At 71.4% G+C, this 16437-nt stretch carries 18 protein-coding genes; 5 read left to right on the forward strand and 13 right to left on the reverse strand.

All coding sequences use genetic code 11. The features are described from left to right. The first annotated feature begins 75 nt into the window (after positions 1-75). Positions 76-1056, forward strand: coding sequence for a glutathione S-transferase C-terminal domain-containing protein (locus tag GL325_RS04800; protein WP_154595419.1), 981 nt, complete (start codon positions 76-78; stop codon positions 1054-1056). A 1-nt stretch (position 1057) separates the two neighbouring features. On the opposite strand, the gene GL325_RS04805 is transcribed toward GL325_RS04800, so the two are convergent. Genes GL325_RS04805 through GL325_RS04815 form a run of 3 tightly spaced genes read right to left on the reverse strand, consistent with a single transcriptional unit; the run spans position 1058 to position 5237 of the window. Continuing rightward, positions 1058-3184, reverse strand: a complete 2127-nt coding sequence (locus GL325_RS04805; protein ID WP_187768762.1) for a DUF3488 and transglutaminase-like domain-containing protein — start codon at positions 3182-3184, stop codon at positions 1058-1060. Further along, positions 3181-4320 (reverse strand): DUF58 domain-containing protein, encoded by a 1140-nt coding sequence (locus GL325_RS04810; RefSeq protein WP_187768763.1) that lies wholly within the window; start codon positions 4318-4320, stop codon positions 3181-3183. The genes GL325_RS04805 and GL325_RS04810 overlap by 4 nt, the downstream gene beginning before the upstream one ends. Positions 4321-4322: 2 nt before the next feature. Further along, positions 4323-5237, reverse strand: a complete 915-nt coding sequence (locus GL325_RS04815; RefSeq protein WP_154595422.1) for a MoxR family ATPase — start codon at positions 5235-5237, stop codon at positions 4323-4325. 69 nt (positions 5238-5306) lie between these two features. Between GL325_RS04815 and GL325_RS04820 the strand changes: the two genes are divergently transcribed. Continuing rightward, positions 5307-5756: a flavodoxin family protein gene (locus GL325_RS04820; RefSeq protein WP_187768764.1), complete on the forward strand. Its 450-nt coding sequence runs from the start codon at positions 5307-5309 to the stop codon at positions 5754-5756. Between the two features lie 3 nt (positions 5757-5759). Here GL325_RS04820 and GL325_RS04825 read toward each other — a convergent pair whose 3' ends face one another. Both GL325_RS04825 and GL325_RS04830 read right to left on the reverse strand, forming a co-directional pair. Next, a complete protein-coding gene (locus GL325_RS04825) occupies positions 5760-6788 on the reverse strand; it encodes a PHP domain-containing protein (protein ID WP_223110962.1) in 1029 nt (342 codons plus the stop codon). A 21-nt stretch (positions 6789-6809) separates the two neighbouring features. Then, positions 6810-7409 carry a LysE/ArgO family amino acid transporter gene (locus GL325_RS04830; protein WP_222865858.1) on the reverse strand — a complete coding sequence of 200 codons (600 nt, stop codon included), beginning with the start codon at positions 7407-7409 and terminating at the stop codon, positions 6810-6812. A 79-nt stretch (positions 7410-7488) separates the two neighbouring features. Here GL325_RS04830 and GL325_RS04835 point away from each other — a divergent pair, with 79 nt between their 5' ends. Then, complete coding sequence (locus GL325_RS04835; RefSeq protein WP_255955585.1) at positions 7489-8331, forward strand: LysR family transcriptional regulator ArgP; 843 nt, start codon at positions 7489-7491, stop codon at positions 8329-8331. Between the two features lie 12 nt (positions 8332-8343). Here GL325_RS04835 and era read toward each other — a convergent pair whose 3' ends face one another. From era to hrcA, 8 genes are all read right to left on the reverse strand, one after another. Then, entirely contained in the window at positions 8344-9270 is a 927-nt protein-coding gene (era, locus tag GL325_RS04840) for a GTPase Era (RefSeq protein ID WP_154595427.1), read from the reverse strand. Further along, on the reverse strand, positions 9267-9599 hold the full coding sequence (locus GL325_RS04845; protein WP_154595428.1) for a cytidine deaminase: 333 nt from the start codon (positions 9597-9599) through the stop codon (positions 9267-9269). Before GL325_RS04845 ends, era begins: the two co-directional genes overlap by 4 nt. Before the next feature lie 29 nt (positions 9600-9628). After that, a complete protein-coding gene (locus GL325_RS04850) occupies positions 9629-10912 on the reverse strand; it encodes a hemolysin family protein (protein WP_154595429.1) in 1284 nt (427 codons plus the stop codon). 4 nt (positions 10913-10916) lie between these two features. After that, complete coding sequence (ybeY, locus tag GL325_RS04855; protein WP_154595430.1) at positions 10917-11384, reverse strand: rRNA maturation RNase YbeY; 468 nt, start codon at positions 11382-11384, stop codon at positions 10917-10919. Then, entirely contained in the window at positions 11362-12384 is a 1023-nt protein-coding gene (locus GL325_RS04860) for a PhoH family protein (RefSeq protein ID WP_187768768.1), read from the reverse strand. Before GL325_RS04860 ends, ybeY begins: the two co-directional genes overlap by 23 nt. A gap of 47 nt (positions 12385-12431) precedes the next feature. Further along, entirely contained in the window at positions 12432-12776 is a 345-nt protein-coding gene (locus tag GL325_RS04865; protein ID WP_187768769.1) for an HIT domain-containing protein, read from the reverse strand. 95 nt (positions 12777-12871) lie between these two features. Next, positions 12872-14014: a molecular chaperone DnaJ gene (gene dnaJ / locus GL325_RS04870; protein WP_187768770.1), complete on the reverse strand. Its 1143-nt coding sequence runs from the start codon at positions 14012-14014 to the stop codon at positions 12872-12874. Between the two features lie 38 nt (positions 14015-14052). After that, a complete protein-coding gene (gene hrcA, locus GL325_RS04875; RefSeq protein ID WP_187768771.1) occupies positions 14053-15069 on the reverse strand; it encodes a heat-inducible transcriptional repressor HrcA in 1017 nt (338 codons plus the stop codon). A 110-nt stretch (positions 15070-15179) separates the two neighbouring features. On the opposite strand from hrcA, the gene GL325_RS04880 reads away from it, so the two are divergent. Next, positions 15180-15608, forward strand: a complete 429-nt coding sequence (locus GL325_RS04880) for a hypothetical protein (RefSeq protein WP_154595435.1) — start codon at positions 15180-15182, stop codon at positions 15606-15608. Further along, positions 15601-16437 (forward strand): DUF3097 domain-containing protein, encoded by an 837-nt coding sequence (locus tag GL325_RS04885; RefSeq protein ID WP_154595436.1) that lies wholly within the window; start codon positions 15601-15603, stop codon positions 16435-16437. The genes GL325_RS04880 and GL325_RS04885 overlap by 8 nt, the downstream gene beginning before the upstream one ends.

The raw sequence follows: 16437 nt of genomic DNA on the forward strand, positions 1-16437 counted from the left end.
CACGATCCGCATGATGGCGTCAGCGTATCACCGGCGTTCGGGGCGCGGTCCGGGCTCGGTGGCTAGGGTCGAAGCATGGCCGACGACTCCCCCCTCTCCACGTCCGGTTCGTACGTCAAGGCCGGCGCCGCCTTCGACCGCGACATGAACTACATCCCCGACCGGATCACCCGCACGGGCGGAGCGCCGGTCGACGACCGGGCCGGCACCGGCAAGCCGCCCGTCGCCGACGCGCCCACCTGGCCCGTCGAGCCCGGCCGCTACCGCCTCATCGCCGCCAAGGCCTGCCCGTGGGCGACCCGCGCGCTCATCGTGCGGGACCTGCTGGGTCTGCAGGACGCCATCAGCGTCGGCCTGCCAGGACCCACGCACGACGCCCGCAGCTGGACGTTCGACCTCGACCCCGGCGGTGTCGACCCGGTGCTGGGCATCGAGCGGCTGCAGGACGCGTACTTCGCCCGCTACCCCGACTACCCGCGCGGCATCACGGTCCCGGCGATCGTCGAGGTCGCCACCGGCGCGGTCGTCACGAACGACTTCCCCTGGATCACCCACGACCTGTTCTTCGAGTGGCGCGACCTGCACGCCCCGGACGCCCCGGACCTGTGGCCCGCCGACGTCCGCGACGAGATGGAGGACGTGATGCTGCGCGTCTTCACCGAGGTCAACAACGGCGTCTACCGCTGCGGGTTCGCCGGCTCCCAGGAGGCCTACGACGCCGCCTACGAGCGGCTGTGGACGGCGATGGACTGGCTCGAGGAGCGGCTGGCCGACCGCCGCTACCTCATGGGCGAGCAGATCACCGAGGCCGACGTCCGCCTCTTCACGACCCTCGCGCGCTTCGACGCGGTCTACCACGGCCACTTCAAGTGCAATCGGAACCAGCTGATCGACCTGCCGAACCTGTGGCGCTACGCCCGCGACCTGTACCACCAGCCGGCGTTCGGCCAGAACACCGACTTCGAGCAGATCAAGCAGCACTACTACGTCGTGCAGACCGACATCAACCCCACGCAGATCGTGCCCCGCGGGCCCGACCTGTCCGTCTGGGACTGACTCAGCGCAGCAGCGACCGCGGGGCGATCCGGGCCAGCCACCGGGCCCGGCGCCCGCGGGACGCCTGCAGCGACTCGACGACCTGCTGCGCCTCCCCCACGTGCGACCTCGTCGTGACGGTGCCGGCGTAGCGGTCCTGCTCGACCGCGCTCACGACCCGGTCCATGGCCGTCACGTCCACCCCGTACGTGCCCAACCGGCGGGCGAACCCGCGCGGCGTCTCGGCCGGGTCGGGGTCGATGCCCAGATCGCGCGCCGTGTCGGCGATCTCGCTCCACAGCGGCTCGCTGGCCGACTGCCCGGCGGTCCAGCGGCGGCGCCGGCGCACCTGGCGGACGACGGCGGGCACGGCGCCCAGGACGGCCAGCACCACGATCGCCACGAGCGCCGGCCTCCACGAGGCCGCCGGCGCCTCCTCGGCCTGTGCCGTGGTGTCGTCGTCACCCGGATCGAGGCTCTGCTCCGAGCCGCCGCTGCTCTCGGGCACCTCGGCGTCCGAGCCCGGCGCGTCCTGCGGCTGGGCCTCCTCGGCGAACTCGGTCGCGTCACCGATGCCCGGGGTGGCGTCGAACCCGATCCAGCCGATGCCGGGGAAGTACGCCTCGGTCCACGCGTGCAGGTCGTCGGAGTCGACGCCGTAGGTCGTGCCCTCGGTCGTGCGACTCAGCAGGTTGTCACCCGGGGCGTAGCCCACCGCGACCCGCGTCGGCACGCCGACGACGCGGCCCATGACGGCCAGCGTGGAGGCGAAGTGGACGCAGTAGCCCGACTTCTTGCGCAGGAACTCCTCCATCACGTCCAGGCCGTTGCCGTCGTACCCGTCCTCGACGGGAGACTCCACCGAGTACGAGAAGTCCCCACGGAGCCAGTCCTGCAATGCGACCATCCGGTCGTAGTCGGTGCGTGCGTTCGCTGACCTCGCCCGCGCGAGACGGTCGACGGTGTCGGGCACCGCCCGCGGCAGGGTGCGGTAGACGTCCAGGCTCGGTCCGGCCGGACCCGCCGCCCGGACCTGCTCGGCCGTCGGCTGGCGGTCGACGCTGCTGACCGTGTACCGCTGGTCCTCGGTGTTCGTGCGGCCCTCGCCGCGGACGGTGCTGCCGTCGCGGAGCCACCGCCACTGGCCCTCGAGCCCGCGCACCCGCGTGGCCGGGTACGGCACCGGCAGCAGGTTCGAGCGGAGGCTGTCGATGCGGACCCGCGTCGAGATCTCGCGGGTCTCGACGTCCTCGGCCAGGTCGTCGATCCCCTCGATGTCGGCGTCGCCCAGCACAGGGCTCGGACCCCACGTGCGGCCGGTGAACTGACGCAGGGTCGCGACCTTGAGGTACTGCCCCTCGCCGGCGTCGGAGGTGTACGTCAGCACGCGCCGCGCCTTCGACTGCCGCAGGTTCTGTCCGAGCTCGATCATCGGGTTGATGCCCGCACCGAAGACCTCGCTCTCGGTCACGCCGAAGTCACTCGAGGTGGGCTCGATGTCCGGGCCGAGCACGGGCAGGGCCAGCGCGACCAGGAGCGCACCGGCACCGGTGAGAGCGGCGGCGCGCGTGGGCAGGTGACCGACGTGCGGCGACTCCGACCACCACAGCCACAGCCAGGCCGCGGCCACCCCCAGGAACACCGGCCACTGCGGCATCTGCATCGAGATGACACTGGGGACGACCAGCATCGTCGCCCACAACAGGCCCAGCAGCGGCACGCGCCACGTCTGCCGTGCGACGGCGTCGGCCAGGACGAACGTGACGAGGAAGGTCGCCGCGAGCAGCAGCACGATCGAGTCCGGCGGCGCGATGGGCGCGACCTCCTCGAGGATCACCGAACGCGATCGGCCCAGGAGGCCGCCCAGGGCGGTGAACGACCGCGGGGTCGGCAGGCCGAAGGCGGTCGTGCCCGGGACGAACACCCAGACCAGCATCAGCGCACCGGTCAGGGCCGCCACCGGCGTGCCCCACGCGGGCGCGCGCAACCGGACGAGGGCCGTGACGGCTGCGACCGGCACCAGGACCGCGAGCACCGTGACCGCCCAGCGGTACCCGTCCAGCAGCGGCGCGAATCCGGCCAGCAACACCGCCGAGGCCACCAGGACGACGATCGTGTCGCCGAACTCGTCCACGCGTGACCGACTCATCGCGAGGTCACCCCCATCGCGGTCTCCCACGTCGCGGCGAGGTCGTCGCCGGAGTCGCGGACGACGACGTGCCAGCCGGCGGCGACCAGCACCGAGCGGGCCTCGGCCGTGGTGGAGCGGGCGACGAAGGCGATCGTGTCGCGCGACGGGACCGCCGCGACGAGTCGGGTGGCGGCCGCGCTGTCGAGCGCTCCGCTCAGGACGATGGTGGTGCGCTCGCGGCTCGGGACGATCAGGGGCGCGGTGTCCGGCTCGGCCAGGGCCAGGGTCACGAGGGCGTCCTGCACCCCGTGACCGGACTCCAGCGAGACCAGGGACGGGCCGCAGGCCAGGTCGACGTCGAAGCCGCGCTCGCCGTAGTGCGCCACGACCGAGGCCGCCGCCGAGACGCTCCACTCGAAGCCCGCGTGGTCGTGCACCCGCGGATCCGCGTCGAGGACGACCAGCATCGTGGGCCGCATCTGCGACTCCTCCTGGCGGACCATGGGCTCGCCGTGGTGCGCCGTGGCCTTCCAGTGCCACCGCTTGAGGGCATCGCCGGGCAGGTAGGGCCGCGCGATGACGTCGTCCTGGCCCAGGCCCGAGGTCGCGCGCAGGCGGGTCGTCCCCTCCGTGGTGCCGGCCGGACCACCCCGGACGTCCAGGACCCGGCGCCTGGGCAGGACCACGAACCGGTCGCGCTCCCCCGCACTCAGCGATCGCTCGACCAGGCCGAAGGCGTCACCGACCACCACCGAGAACGGACCGACCTCGTGGCTGCCCCGGCGTCGCCCGCGCACGTCGTAAGCGATCCGGACCCGAGACCCCTGCGCGACCGGGACGGTTCCGGTGGCGGTGCCCAGGACGGTGCTCGGTACCCGGTCGCGCCACCGGCCGGTCACGACGGGGACGCCCGAGCGCACCGCCAGGTCCACCACGACCTCGACCGGCTCGTCGGGCTCGACGATGGCGGGCTCGATCGTGCGCCTGACCTCAAGCCGGGGACGGGCCAGCACCGCCAGAAGCAGCGCCACCACCACGAGCCCGGCGCACAGGCCGGTGACGTAGAGCAGGGCGGGGATCCCGGCCAGGAACGCCAGCGACAGACTCAGCGCCGCGGTGGCGATGAGGGCGACGGACCGACCGGTGAGCCACATCGTCAGACCGGGACCCGGCGCAGCACGTCCGCGACGACCTCATCGGTCGAGCCGCCTCCGCGCAGGGGGACCAGGCGGTGGGCCAGGACCAGTGGGGCCAGCTCGGCGACGTCGTCCGGCAGCACGAACTCGCGATCGCGCAGGGCCGCCAGGGCCTTGGCGGCACGGACCAGCTGCAGCGTCGCGCGCGGGCTGGCGCCGAGCCGCAGGTCGCCGGACTCGCGGGTGGCTCGAGCCAGCGCGACGATGTAGCGCTCGACCGACTCGGCGACGTGGACCGCGCGGACGTGGATGATCATCTGCTGCAGGTCGTCGGCCATGACGACCGGCTGGAGCAGGGCGGCCGGATCGCTCAGGTCGCGGTCGCGCAGCATCGCCAGCTCGGCGTCGGCGTCGGGGTAGCCCAGCGAGATCCGGGCCATGAACCGGTCGCGCTGGGCCTCGGGCAGCAGGTAGGTGCCCTCCATCTCGAACGGGTTCTGGGTGGCCACGACCATGAACGGCGCCGGCAGCGGGTACGTCGTGCCATCGACCGAGACCTGGCGCTCCTCCATCGCCTCGAGCAGCGCGGACTGGGTCTTGGGCGAGGCCCGGTTGATCTCGTCGCCGATCACGATGTTGGCGAAGACAGAGCCGGGCTTGAACTCGAACTCGGACACCGCCTGGTTGAAGACCGAGACTCCGGTGACGTCCGAGGGCAGCAGGTCGGGGGTGAACTGGATGCGGCGCACGGAGCAGTCGACCGAGCGGGCCAGGGCACGCGCGAGGGCCGTCTTGCCCACCCCGGGCACGTCCTCGATCAGCAGATGTCCCTCGGCCAGCATCACGACGAGAGCTGTCTCGATGGCGTGCTGCTTGCCATCGATGACCGTGGCGACGTTGTCGAGAACGGACTGTGCTGCTGCGGCGAAGTCCATGCGCTGATCGTAGGCACACCGAGCAACGTCGGGCACGTCGTCGAGAAAGTCCGGCGGTACCGTGACGCCATGGCTCGCCTCCTCGTCGTCCAGCACTGCCCGACCCCGCGCCTGGCCCGGATCGGCGACGCGGTGCTGGCCGGGGCCCGCGACGACGCCATCGAAGGCGTCGAGGTCGTCGTGCGGCCCGCCCTCGAGGCAACGGTCGAGGACGTGCTCGCGGCCGACGGCTATCTGCTGGGCACGAGCGCGAACCTGGGCTATCTCTCCGGCGCGCTCAAGCACTTCTTCGACACCGTCTACGACGACGTGCGCGAGCCCACCGCCAAGCGGCCGTTCTCGTACTGGATCCGGGGCGGTTACGACACGACCGGCGCCGAGCGCGCCATGGAGTCGATCACGACGGGTCTGCAGTGGACGCCGGCGGCCGGCCCTCTGGTCTTCACCGGGGACGTGGAGCCGCACCTGGCCGCGGCGACCGAACTGGGCGGCACGCTGGCCGCGCTGCTGATGGACTGAGGGTCAGCGCGAGCGGTCCAGCCAGGTCCGCAGCCGGTCGAGCGGCCACGTCGTGACGATCCGGTCGGGGTCGATGTCCCGGGCGGCGGCCCGGGCCGCCCCGTGGTCGAGGAAGTCCAGCTGCCCCGGCGCGTGCGCGTCGGTGTCGATCGCGAACAGGCAGCCCAGCTCGTTCGCGAGGTCGATGAGCTCGTCCGGCGGATCCTGGCGCTCGGGCCGCGAGTTGATCTCGACCGCCACGCCGTGATCGGCGCAGGCCCGGAAGACCTCCTCGGCGTCGAACTGCGACTGGCGACGCGTGCCGCGACCGCCCTCGACCAGGCGACCCGTGCAGTGGCCCAGCACGTCGGTGTGCGGGTTCGCCACGGCGGCCAGCATGCGCCGGGTCATGGAGGGTGCGTCCATCGCGAGCTTGGAGTGGACGCTGGCGACCACGACGTCGAGCCGGCCCAACAGGTCGTCGTCCTGGTCCAGGGAGCCGTCGAGGTGGATGTCGACCTCGATCCCCGTCAGCAAGGTGAGGTCGTCGAGACGGGCGTCGACCTCGGCGATGACCTCCAGCTGCACCTCCAGCCGTTCGCGGCTGAGACCGTTGGCGACGGTCAGGCGCGGTGAGTGGTCGGTGATGGCCTGGTACTCGCGGCCACGCCAGGCCGCCGCGCCGGCCATCTCCTCGATCGAGCTGCCGCCGTCGGACCAGTCGGAGTGGCTGTGCAGGTCGCCGCGCAACAGTTTCCGCACCTCGGTGCCGCCGCTGGCCAGCGGCTCGGTGTTCCGCTCACGCAGGTCTGACAGATAGGCCGGGACCTCGCCGGAGAGGGCCTGCTCGACGACCGTGGTGGTGCGGGGACCGAGCCCCTTCATCCGACCGAGGGCGCCTGTCCGTGCCCGCTCGGAGATCTCCTCGGGCGGCAGGTCGCCCAGGGCGGCGGCGGCCTTGCGGAAGGCCTCGACGCGATAGCTGGAGGCTCGCTCTCGCTCGAGCCAGAACGCGGTCTCACGCAGTGCTTCGACGGGGTCCACGGACCCCATCGTGCAAGAACCGGACAAAACTCACCAGATCAGGCTCGCGGCGATGACGAACATGACGACGCCGATCAGCAGGTCCAGCACCTGCCAGGCGCGCGGGCGAGCCAGCAGCGGTGCCAGCTTCGTGGCGCCCAGGCCCAGGCACGAGAACCACACCACGCTGCCCAGACACGCGCCCGCCGCGAACCACCAGCGGTCGACGGGCCCGTGGGTCTGCGCGATCGAGCCGAGCAGGACGACGGTGTCGAGGTAGACGTGCGGGTTCAACCACGTCAGCGCCAGTGCCTGCAGCGCGACCGCCCGGCGCAGGCCCACGGTGCGCCCGGTGGCCTCCAGCCGCTCCGGGCGGCTCGCCCGCCGGATCGACGCGATGCCGTACCAGACCAGGAAGGCGACGCCGAGCCACGTGACGACGTCGATGACCCAGCCCGCGCGGTCGACGATCGCCCCGATGCCGACGACACCGGCCAGGATCAGGACCACGTCCGAGGTCGCGCAGATCGCGACGACGAGGACGACGTGGGCCCGCCGAATCCCCTGGCGCAGGACGAAGGCGTTCTGGGCGCCGATGACGACGATGAGGGACAGACCGGTCACCATCCCGGTGACGAGAGCGTGCAGCACGTGTCCGACGCTAGGCCCGGGCCCGGGTGAAGTCCAACGAATCATTCTGAAGTTCGTGAAGAGATGCTTCACTGGACGGGTGGACCTCTCCCCCGCCCAGCTGGCCACCCTCGTCGCGATCGCCGATCACGGTTCCTTCGAGGCTGCGGCCCAGCGCCTGCACATCACGCCCAGCGCCGTGAGCCAGCGCGTCCGGGCCCTCGAGAACGCCGTCGGCCGCGTGCTCGTCGGCCGCGGCTCGCCCTGCACGCCCACCGAGGCCGGCACCGCACTCGTCCGGCTCGGTCGACAGCTGGAGCTGGTCTTCGCCGAGGCCCTGACCGACGACGGACCGACCGACCTGGCCTTGGCGGTCAACGCCGACTCGCTCGCGACGTGGTTCCGTCCGGTCCTGGCCGAGGTCGCCGCCTGGGGCGACGTCGCACTGAAGCTGCGGGTCGAGGACGAGGGTCACAGCCACGACCTGCTGCGCCGCGGCGAGGTCGTCGGCGCGATCACGAGCGACCCGGCGCCCGTCCAGGGCTGCTCGGTGACGCCGCTGGGCACGATGCACTACCTGCCCGTCGCCCACCCCCGCCTGCTGGACCCGTTTGGCGGACGCCCAGACCGGGCGGCCCTGCCGATGGTCGTGTTCAACAGCAAGGACCGGCTGCAGCACGAGGAGCTGCGGCGGCACACCGACGCCGACCCGCGGGTCGTGCACGAGGTGCCGTCCTCGGACGACTTCCGGGCGGCGATCGAGGCCGGCCTGGGCTGGGGCCTGCTGCCTCGCGACCAGGCGACGGCCGGGATCGAGGCCGGCGCCCTGGCCCGGCTGGGGCGTTCGACGACGCGGGTCGCGCTGTACTGGCAGCGCTGGAAGCTCGACTCGCCCCTGCTCGACCGGATCAGCGAGCGCCTGCGGCAGCACGCGCCGCGCTGAGTCCGGCCGGGTTCAGAAGCCGAGCTTGCGCAGCTGCTTGGGATCGCGCTGCCAGTCCTTGGCCACCTTGACGTGCAGGTCCAGGTGCACCGGCGTGCCGAGGAGCCGCTCGATCTGGCCGCGGGAGTCGATCCCGATCTGCTTGAGCCGGGCGCCCTTCTTGCCGATGATGATGCCCTTCTGGCTGTCGCGCTCGACGTAGACGTTGGCGCGCACGTCCAGCAGCGGCCGGTCGGCCGGGCGGTCCTCGCGCGGGACGACCTCCTCGACGACGACGGCCAACGAGTGCGGCAGCTCCTCGCGGACGTCCTCGAGCGCCGCCTCGCGGATGATCTCGGCGATCAAGGTGGCCTCGGGCTCGTCGGTCAGCTGTCCCTCGGGGTACAGCGCCGGGCCCTGCGGCAGGGTGTCGATCAGCAGCGAGGCGAGCAGGTCGACCTGCTCGCCGGAGACGGCGGACACCGGCACGACCTCGCGCCACGTCAGTCCGGCCTCCTCGCCGGCCGCGGCGATGTCGGACAGGTGCTGGATCAGCCGCTCCGGCGACACCAGGTCGGTCTTGGTCGCGATCGCGAACACCGGCTTGCGGCGCAGCGCGGCGATCTCCTTGATCAGGTAGCGGTCGCCCGGGCCGATCTTCTCGTTCGCGGGCAGGCACATGCCGACGGTGTCGACCTCGGCCCACGTGGTGCGGACCAGGTCGTTGAGCCGCTGGCCCAGCAGGGTGCGCGGCTTGTGCAGGCCGGGGGTGTCCACCAGGACGAGCTGCGCGTTCTCGCGGTTGACCAGCCCGCGGATGGCGTGGCGCGTGGTCTGCGGGCGCGACGACGTGATGGCGATCTTGCCGCCGACCAGGGCGTTCGTCAGGGTCGACTTGCCCGCGTTCGGCCGGCCGACGAAGCAGGCGAAGCCGGACCGGAATCCCTCGGGCGTGCTCATGTGGTCAGCACCGTGTCGACCGTGCCCTTCGGATCGGCGACCACGACCGTGACGCCCACGCCGCCGAACTCGATGACCGCGTCCAGACCGACGGGCACGTCGCCCTCGGTCACGAGCGCGACGGCCTCGAGGCCCTTGGCGCCCGAGGACACCGCCATGGCGACGGCCAGATCGACGGCCGAGATCGTCAGGGTGTCGAGGTTGACCGTCGCGGCGGCGTAGGTGCGGCCGTCGAGGTCGCGGACGGCGGCCCCCTGGGCGACGTCGAGACGGGCTCGCGAGGTCCGGGCGAGCGTCACGAGCTTCGCGTCCTCTGGGGGAAGATCCATGCCTCGAATGTACCGCCCGGGACTCACGCTCAGGCGTCGGCGGTCACGTCGAGCGGCTCGACGCGGGACACGACCACACGGCCGATCCGGTTGCGTCGACCCACCGGCGCCTGTGCCTCCAGACGCAGTCCGTCGACCTCGACGACCGCTCCGGGGATGGGCACCGTGCCCAGGTGCTTGGCCATGAGGCCGCCCACCGAGTCGACGTCCTCGTCGCGCACCGGGATGCCGAAGAGCTCCTCGAGATCGTCCACGTCGAAGCGCGCGCTGACCCGCCACGCGCCGTCGGCCAGCTGCTCGCGCTCGTCCGGCTCGTCGTCGTACTCGTCGGTGATCTCACCGACGATCTCCTCGAGGATGTCCTCGATCGTGACCAGTCCGGCCGTGCCGCCGAACTCGTCGATGACGATGGCCACGTGCGTGCGCTGGGCCTGCATCTCGCGCAGCAGGTCGTCGGCGGGCTTCGTGTCGGGCACGAAGACCACGGGCCGGCAGATCGAGTCGACCTTCTCGGTCGTCTCGGCGGCGTGGTTGTCGAAGACGCGCTTGGTGATGTCCTTGAGGTACGCCATGCCGATGACGTCGTCGAGGTTCTCGCCCGTGACCGGGATGCGCGAGAAGCCGCTGCGCAACCCCAGGGACATCGCCTGGCGCAAGGTCTTGTGGCTCTCGATGTAGACCAGGTCGGTGCGCGGGACCATCACCTCGCGCACGATCGTGTCGCCCAGCTCGAAGACCGACTGGATCATCTTGGACTCACCGGACTCGATGACCGATGAGGCGGCGGCCAGGTCGACCAGCTCGCGGACCTCGACCTCGGAGGCGAACGGGCCCTCGGCGAAGCCACGGCCGGGGGTCAGCGCGTTGCCGAGGTGGATCAGCAGCCGGGGCACCGGTCCCAGCAGGACCGTCAGCCAGATGACGGGCCCGGCCGAGGCGACGGCGATCTTCTCGGAGTGCTGGCGGCCCAGGGTGCGCGGCCCGACGCCGATCGCGACGAACGAGACGACGGACATGATGCCGCCGGCGATCAGGACGTTGTGCCAGTAGCCCGCGACCCGGTCGGCCACGACCGCGGCCACCAGGACCACGCCGGCCGTCTCGGAGACGATGCGCAGCAGCAGGACCGAGTTCAGGTAGGGCGCGGGGTCTTCGAGGATGCGCGCGAGTCGCTTGGCGCCGCTGACGCCCTCCTCGGTGAGCTCGTCGGCGCGGGCGCGCGAGAAGGTCGAGATCGCGGCCTCGACCGCCACCAGCAGACCGGCGAGGAAGACGAGGACGACAGCCAGCAACAGGGCGCCGGTGCCGGTCATCGGCTCACGGTTCCCGCAGGGCCGGGTCGGCCCACTCCAGCAGCAGCCGGCCCTGGATGCCGAACATCTCGGCATGCTCCTGCGGCTCGGCATGGTCGTACCCGAGCAGGTGCAGCATGCCGTGGACGGTCAACAGGGCCATCTCGTCGTCGCGCTCGTGACCCGCGGCCGGCGCCTGCTGCTCGGCGATCTGCGGGCACAGGGCGATGTCGCCCAGGTAGCCCGCCTCGCCGCGGTCACCGTCACCGTCGCCGGGGGTCAGCTCGTCCATCGGGAACGACAGGACGTCGGTGGGCCCCTGCTTGCCCATCCACTGCTCGTTGAGCACGGCGATGGTGTCGGTGTCGACCAGGCGCAGGGTCATCTCGGTCTGCGGGTGCAGGCGCATGCGGCGCATGACGAACCGGCACAGCGACGTCAGGTCGGCGACGTCGACCTCGACGCCGGACTCATTGAGAACGTCGACGGTCATGTGCTCCCCCGGCGGACTCGGCGGCGGGCCGGCCCTTCGCCTCGTAGTCGTCGTAGGCGGCCACGATGCGGCCGACCAGCTTGTGGCGGACCACGTCGTTGCTCGTCAACCGGCTGAAGTGCACGTCGCGCACGTCGCCGAGGATCTGCTGCACGATGCGCAGGCCGCTCGTGGCGCCACCGGGCAGATCGACCTGCGTGACGTCGCCGGTGACGACCATCTTGGAGCCGAAGCCCAGACGGGTCAGGAACATCTTCATCTGCTCGGCGGTGGTGTTCTGCGCCTCGTCGAGGATGATGAACGCGTCGTTGAGCGTGCGGCCGCGCATGTACGCCAGCGGCGCGACCTCGATGACGCCCGACGTCAGCAGCTTGGGGATCGTCTCGGGATCGAGCATGTCGTGCAGCGCGTCGTAGAGCGGACGCAGGTACGGGTCGATCTTCTCGCTGAGCGTGCCGGGCAGGTAGCCCAGCCGCTCGCCGGCCTCGACCGCGGGCCGGGTCAAGATGATGCGGGTGACCTCCTTGGCCTGCAGCGCCTGCACGGCCTTGGCCATCGCGAGGTAGGTCTTGCCGGTGCCGGCGGGCCCGATGCCGAACACGATGGTGTGCTCGTCGATCGCGTCGACGTACTTCTTCTGGTTGAGCGTCTTGGGACGGATCGTGCGGCCCCGGCTCGACAGGATGTTGTGGCTCAGCACGTCGGCCGGGCGCTCCTGCGTCTCGGTGCGCAGCATGGTGATGCTGCGCTCGACGGTCTCGGCGTTGAGCGCCTGACCCGTGCGCAGGATCGTCACGAGCTCGTCGAGGAGACGCTCGACGAGCGCCATCTCGGCGGGCTCGCCGATGAGGGTGACCTCGTTGCCACGGGCATGGATCTTCGCCTCGAAGGCGGACTCCATCAGACGCAGGAACTCGTCGGCCGGACCGAACAGGGAGACCAGGGGGACGGAGGCGGGGATCGTGACCGTGTGCCGGGCCTCGGAGATGTCTTGTGTCATACCCCTCCAGTCTACGGTTCGGACGCAGTCGACGCAGCCACGTCGGCTCAGGCCAGGAAGAGCTTGGAGACGTCGACCCCGGCCAGCACGTGGGCGTGGGCGTGGAAGACGGTCTGGCCGGCGTTCGCACCGGTGTTGAAGACCAGGTTGTAGTCCTCGTACCCCTCCTGCGCCGCGATGGCCCGCGTCTGGGCCAACAGCTCGGCGGCGATCGCCGGCTCGGCCTGCGCGAGCGCGGCGGCGTCGCGCTGGTGGACCTTCGGCACGACCAGCACGTGCACGGGCGCCTTGGGGTTGATGTCGCGGAACGCCAGCGTGTGCTCGCTCTCGGCGACGACGTCGGCCGGGATCTCGCCCGCGACGATCTTGCAGAAGATGCAGTCAGCAGCCATGCGCCGACTCTAGCGACCTCCCGAGATTTGCTCCGCAACTGACCTTTCAGGAGCTCTGAAAGGTCAGTTTGGGAGCAAATCTCGGGGCGGGGAGGTCACTTGAAGGCGTCGCGCAGGCGACTGAAGACGCCGCGGGAGCTGTGGCTGACGACCGGGTCGACGTGCTCCTCCTGGCGCGCGGTGGCGAGCTGCTCGAGGAGCTCACGCTGCGCGGCGTCGAGGTCGCGCGGCGTCTCGACCACGACCTGGACCGTGAGGTCGCCGCGACCCGAGCCGCGCAGCCGCGGGACCCCGAAGCCACGGGTGACGATCGTCTCGCCGGACTGGGTGCCCGCGGGCACGTCGATCGCGACGGACTTCTCGAGGTCGGGGAGGTCCTCACGCTCGGCGTCGAGCGTCGGCAGGTCGATCCGCGTGCCCAGCGCCGCAGCGGTCATCGGAACGGTGACCTGGCAGACCAGCGCGTCGCCCTGGCGGGTGAAGACGGGGTGGTGCGCGACCTTGATCTCGATGTAGAGGTCGCCGGCCGGTCCGCCACCGGCGCCGACCTCGCCCTCGCCGGCCAGCTGGATCCGGTTCCCGTCGTCGACGCCGGCCGGCACGGTGACCTGCAGGCTCCGACGCGACCGCACGCGACCTTCGCCGCCGCACTCGCGGCACGGGTCGGGGATGACGGTGCCGTAGCCGTGGCACGTGGGGCACGGACGCGAGGTGCGGATGTCGCCGAGCAGCGAGCGCTGCACGTGGTGGACGCTGCCGTGTCCGTGGCACGTCCCGCACGCGACCGGCTCGGAGCCCTCGTTCGCACCGGAGCCGTCGCAGACCTCGCACGTGACGGCCGTGTCGACCTTGATCTCACGCGTGACGCCGAACGCCGCCTCGGCGAGGCTGACCGAGAGGCGCAACAGCGCGTCCTGACCGCGCTGGACCCGGGACCGCGGACCACGCGACGACGTCTGCCCGAAGAACGCGTCCATGATGTCGTCGAAGCTGAAGCCCTGGCCGAAGCCGCCGCCCATCCCGCCGCCGGACAGCGGGTCGCCGCCGCGGTCGTAGACGGACCGCTTCTGCGGGTCCGACAGCACCTCGTAGGCCGTCGTGACCTCCTTGAAGCGCTCGGACGCATCGGGAGCGTCGTTGACGTCCGGGTGCAGCTGGCGCGCCAGCCGGCGGTACGCCTTCTTCAGCTCCTCGGGGGTGGCCTCGCGGGAGACGCCGAGCAGTTCGTAGTAGTCCAAGATCTCTTCTCTTTCGCAGTCAGTCGCGAGGTGGGCGCTCAGCCGTCGGCGAGGATGCGGCCGACGTAACGGGCGACGGCGCCGACGGCGGCCATCGTGGCGGGATAGTCCATGCGGGTCGGTCCCATCGTGCCCAACTGGGCGTAGGACTCGCCATCGGGGCCGTACGTGCTGGCGACGACGGCCGTCCCGGACAGGTCGTCGCGGCCGGTCTCGCGACCGATGCGCACGTGGGGACCGGTCGTGGCCTCGCCGAGCAGACGCAACAGGACGACCTGCTCCTCCATCGCCTCCAGCACGGGCCGGATGGCGGTGTCGAAGTCGGCGCCGAACCGGGCCAGGTTCGCGGTGCCGCCGACGGCGACCCGCTCGTCGGACCGCTCGTTGGAGAACGTGTTGGCCAGGGTCGTGACGATCGAGGACACGACCGGGCGGTCGTCGACGTCGAACGTGTCGATGAGGTCGGCCAGGTGCAGGGAGGCCTGCGGCAGTCGCTCGCCCAAGGTAGCGCGCACGATGCGCGACTTCAGGTCGGCGAGCAGCTGGTCGCCCGGGGTCTGGGCCAGCTCGACGATGCGCTGCTCGACGCGACCGCTGCTGGTGATGACGACGATGAGGACGCGCGAGCCCTCGAGGGCCACGAGCTCGACGTGGCGCACGGTCGAGCGGGTCAGCGACGGGTACTGCACGATCGCGACCTGGTTGGTCAGCTGGGCCAGGATCTTGACGCTACGCATGACGATGTCGTCCACGTCGATGGCGCCGGACAGGAAGGTCTCGATGGCGCGGCGCTCGGCGACGGAGAGTGCCTTCACCTCGGCCAGGCGGTCGACGAACATCCGGTAGCCCTTGTCGGTCGGGATGCGGCCGGCGCTGGTGTGCGGAGCGGTGAGGTACCCCTCGTCCTCCAGGGCGGCCATGTCGTTGCGGATCGTGGCGGACGAGACGCCGAGGCGGTGGCGCTCGACCAGGGCCTTCGATCCGACCGGCTCCTGCGTCGCGACGTAGTCCTCGACGATCGCACGCAGGACGTTGAGACGGCGGTCCTCGATCACGCTGTCACCTCCACGCTGCTGGCACTCGACCCGGGTCAGTGCCAGTCTACCGGCGAGTCACACGGCGGTGCGCCTGCACGAACCCCTCGCCGACATGGCAATCTGTCGGGGTGAGTGAGGTGTCCGTGCGCGACGACGGTTCGATCGAGGTCGTCGACGCCGATGAGGTCCTGATCTACACCCCCTATGCCGTCACGGCGCCCGACGGCACCACCGTCGAGCACGAGTCCCGTGGCGGGACGATGGCCTCGGTGTGGGCCACGTCCGTGGGCGAGACGTTCGTCGAGGTCTCCCACCTGGGCCACGGTCCCGCCGGTGGCGAGCTGGTGATGGTCGTGACGCGTCCGGGCCACTCCCCCGACGTCGCCCTCGGCGCCCTGGTCACCGACGAGGTCCCCGACACCGTTCCGGACTCCTGGCCCGCCGCCGTCGACCTGGCGATCGGCCTGATCGTCGACGACACCCTCGACAGCGGGTCCAAGGACGACATCGAGGCGTTCCACCAGCGACTGCTCGGCGTGTGGTTCGGGCATGGCTGACCGGTACGGCTCCGACGTCCTGTCCGGCGACTGGCGCAAGCCCAAGCGGGGCCGCTCGACCGAGCTGGCCGCCGACCTCGGTCTCGTCGTCGAGGAGGCCTCCAGCGGCTTCGTCGGCGAGATCACGCGCGTCGAGCGCGACCTGGGCACCGTCGAGCTGGAGGACCGCCGGCTGCGCCGCAAGGTCTTCCCGCTGGGGCCCGGCTTCCTGATGGAGGGCAAGCCCGTCGTCCTGGTCGCGCCGACCCCGAAGGCCGCCACCGCGCCCACCCGCACCGCCTCGGGATCGCGCCTGGCCGCCGACACCCGCGCCAAGGTGGCACTGCCCAGCCGCATCTTCGTCGAGGGTCGCCACGACGCCGAGCTCGTCGAGAAGGTGTGGGGCGACGACCTGCGCGCCGAGGGCGTCGCGGTCGAGTACCTCGGCGGGATCGACGACCTGGCCGCGATCGTGCGCGACTTCCAGCCCACCGCGAAGCGGCGCCTCGGCGTCCTGGTCGACCACCTCGTGCCCGGCTCGAAGGAGCAGCGTCTCGCCGACGAGGTCAAGCACGTGCCGCACCTGCTGGTGGTCGGCCACCCCTACGTCGACGTGTGGCAGTCGGTGAAGCCGCAGCGCCTCGGGATGGAGGCGTGGCCCACGATCCCGCGCCACGTCGAGTGGAAGAAGGGCGTCTGCGCCCACCTCGGCTGGCCCCACGCCGAACAGGCCGACATCGCCCGGGCCTGGAAGGCGATCCTCGGACGCGTCGACTCCTGGACCGACCTCGAGCCCGCCTTCCTCGGCCGGGTCGAGGAGCTCATCGACTTCGTCACCCAGCCGGCGTAG

The sequence above is a fragment of the Aeromicrobium sp. 636 genome, from assembly GCF_024433585.1.
GTDB classification, from domain to species: Bacteria; Actinomycetota; Actinomycetes; order Propionibacteriales; family Nocardioidaceae; genus Aeromicrobium; species Aeromicrobium senzhongii.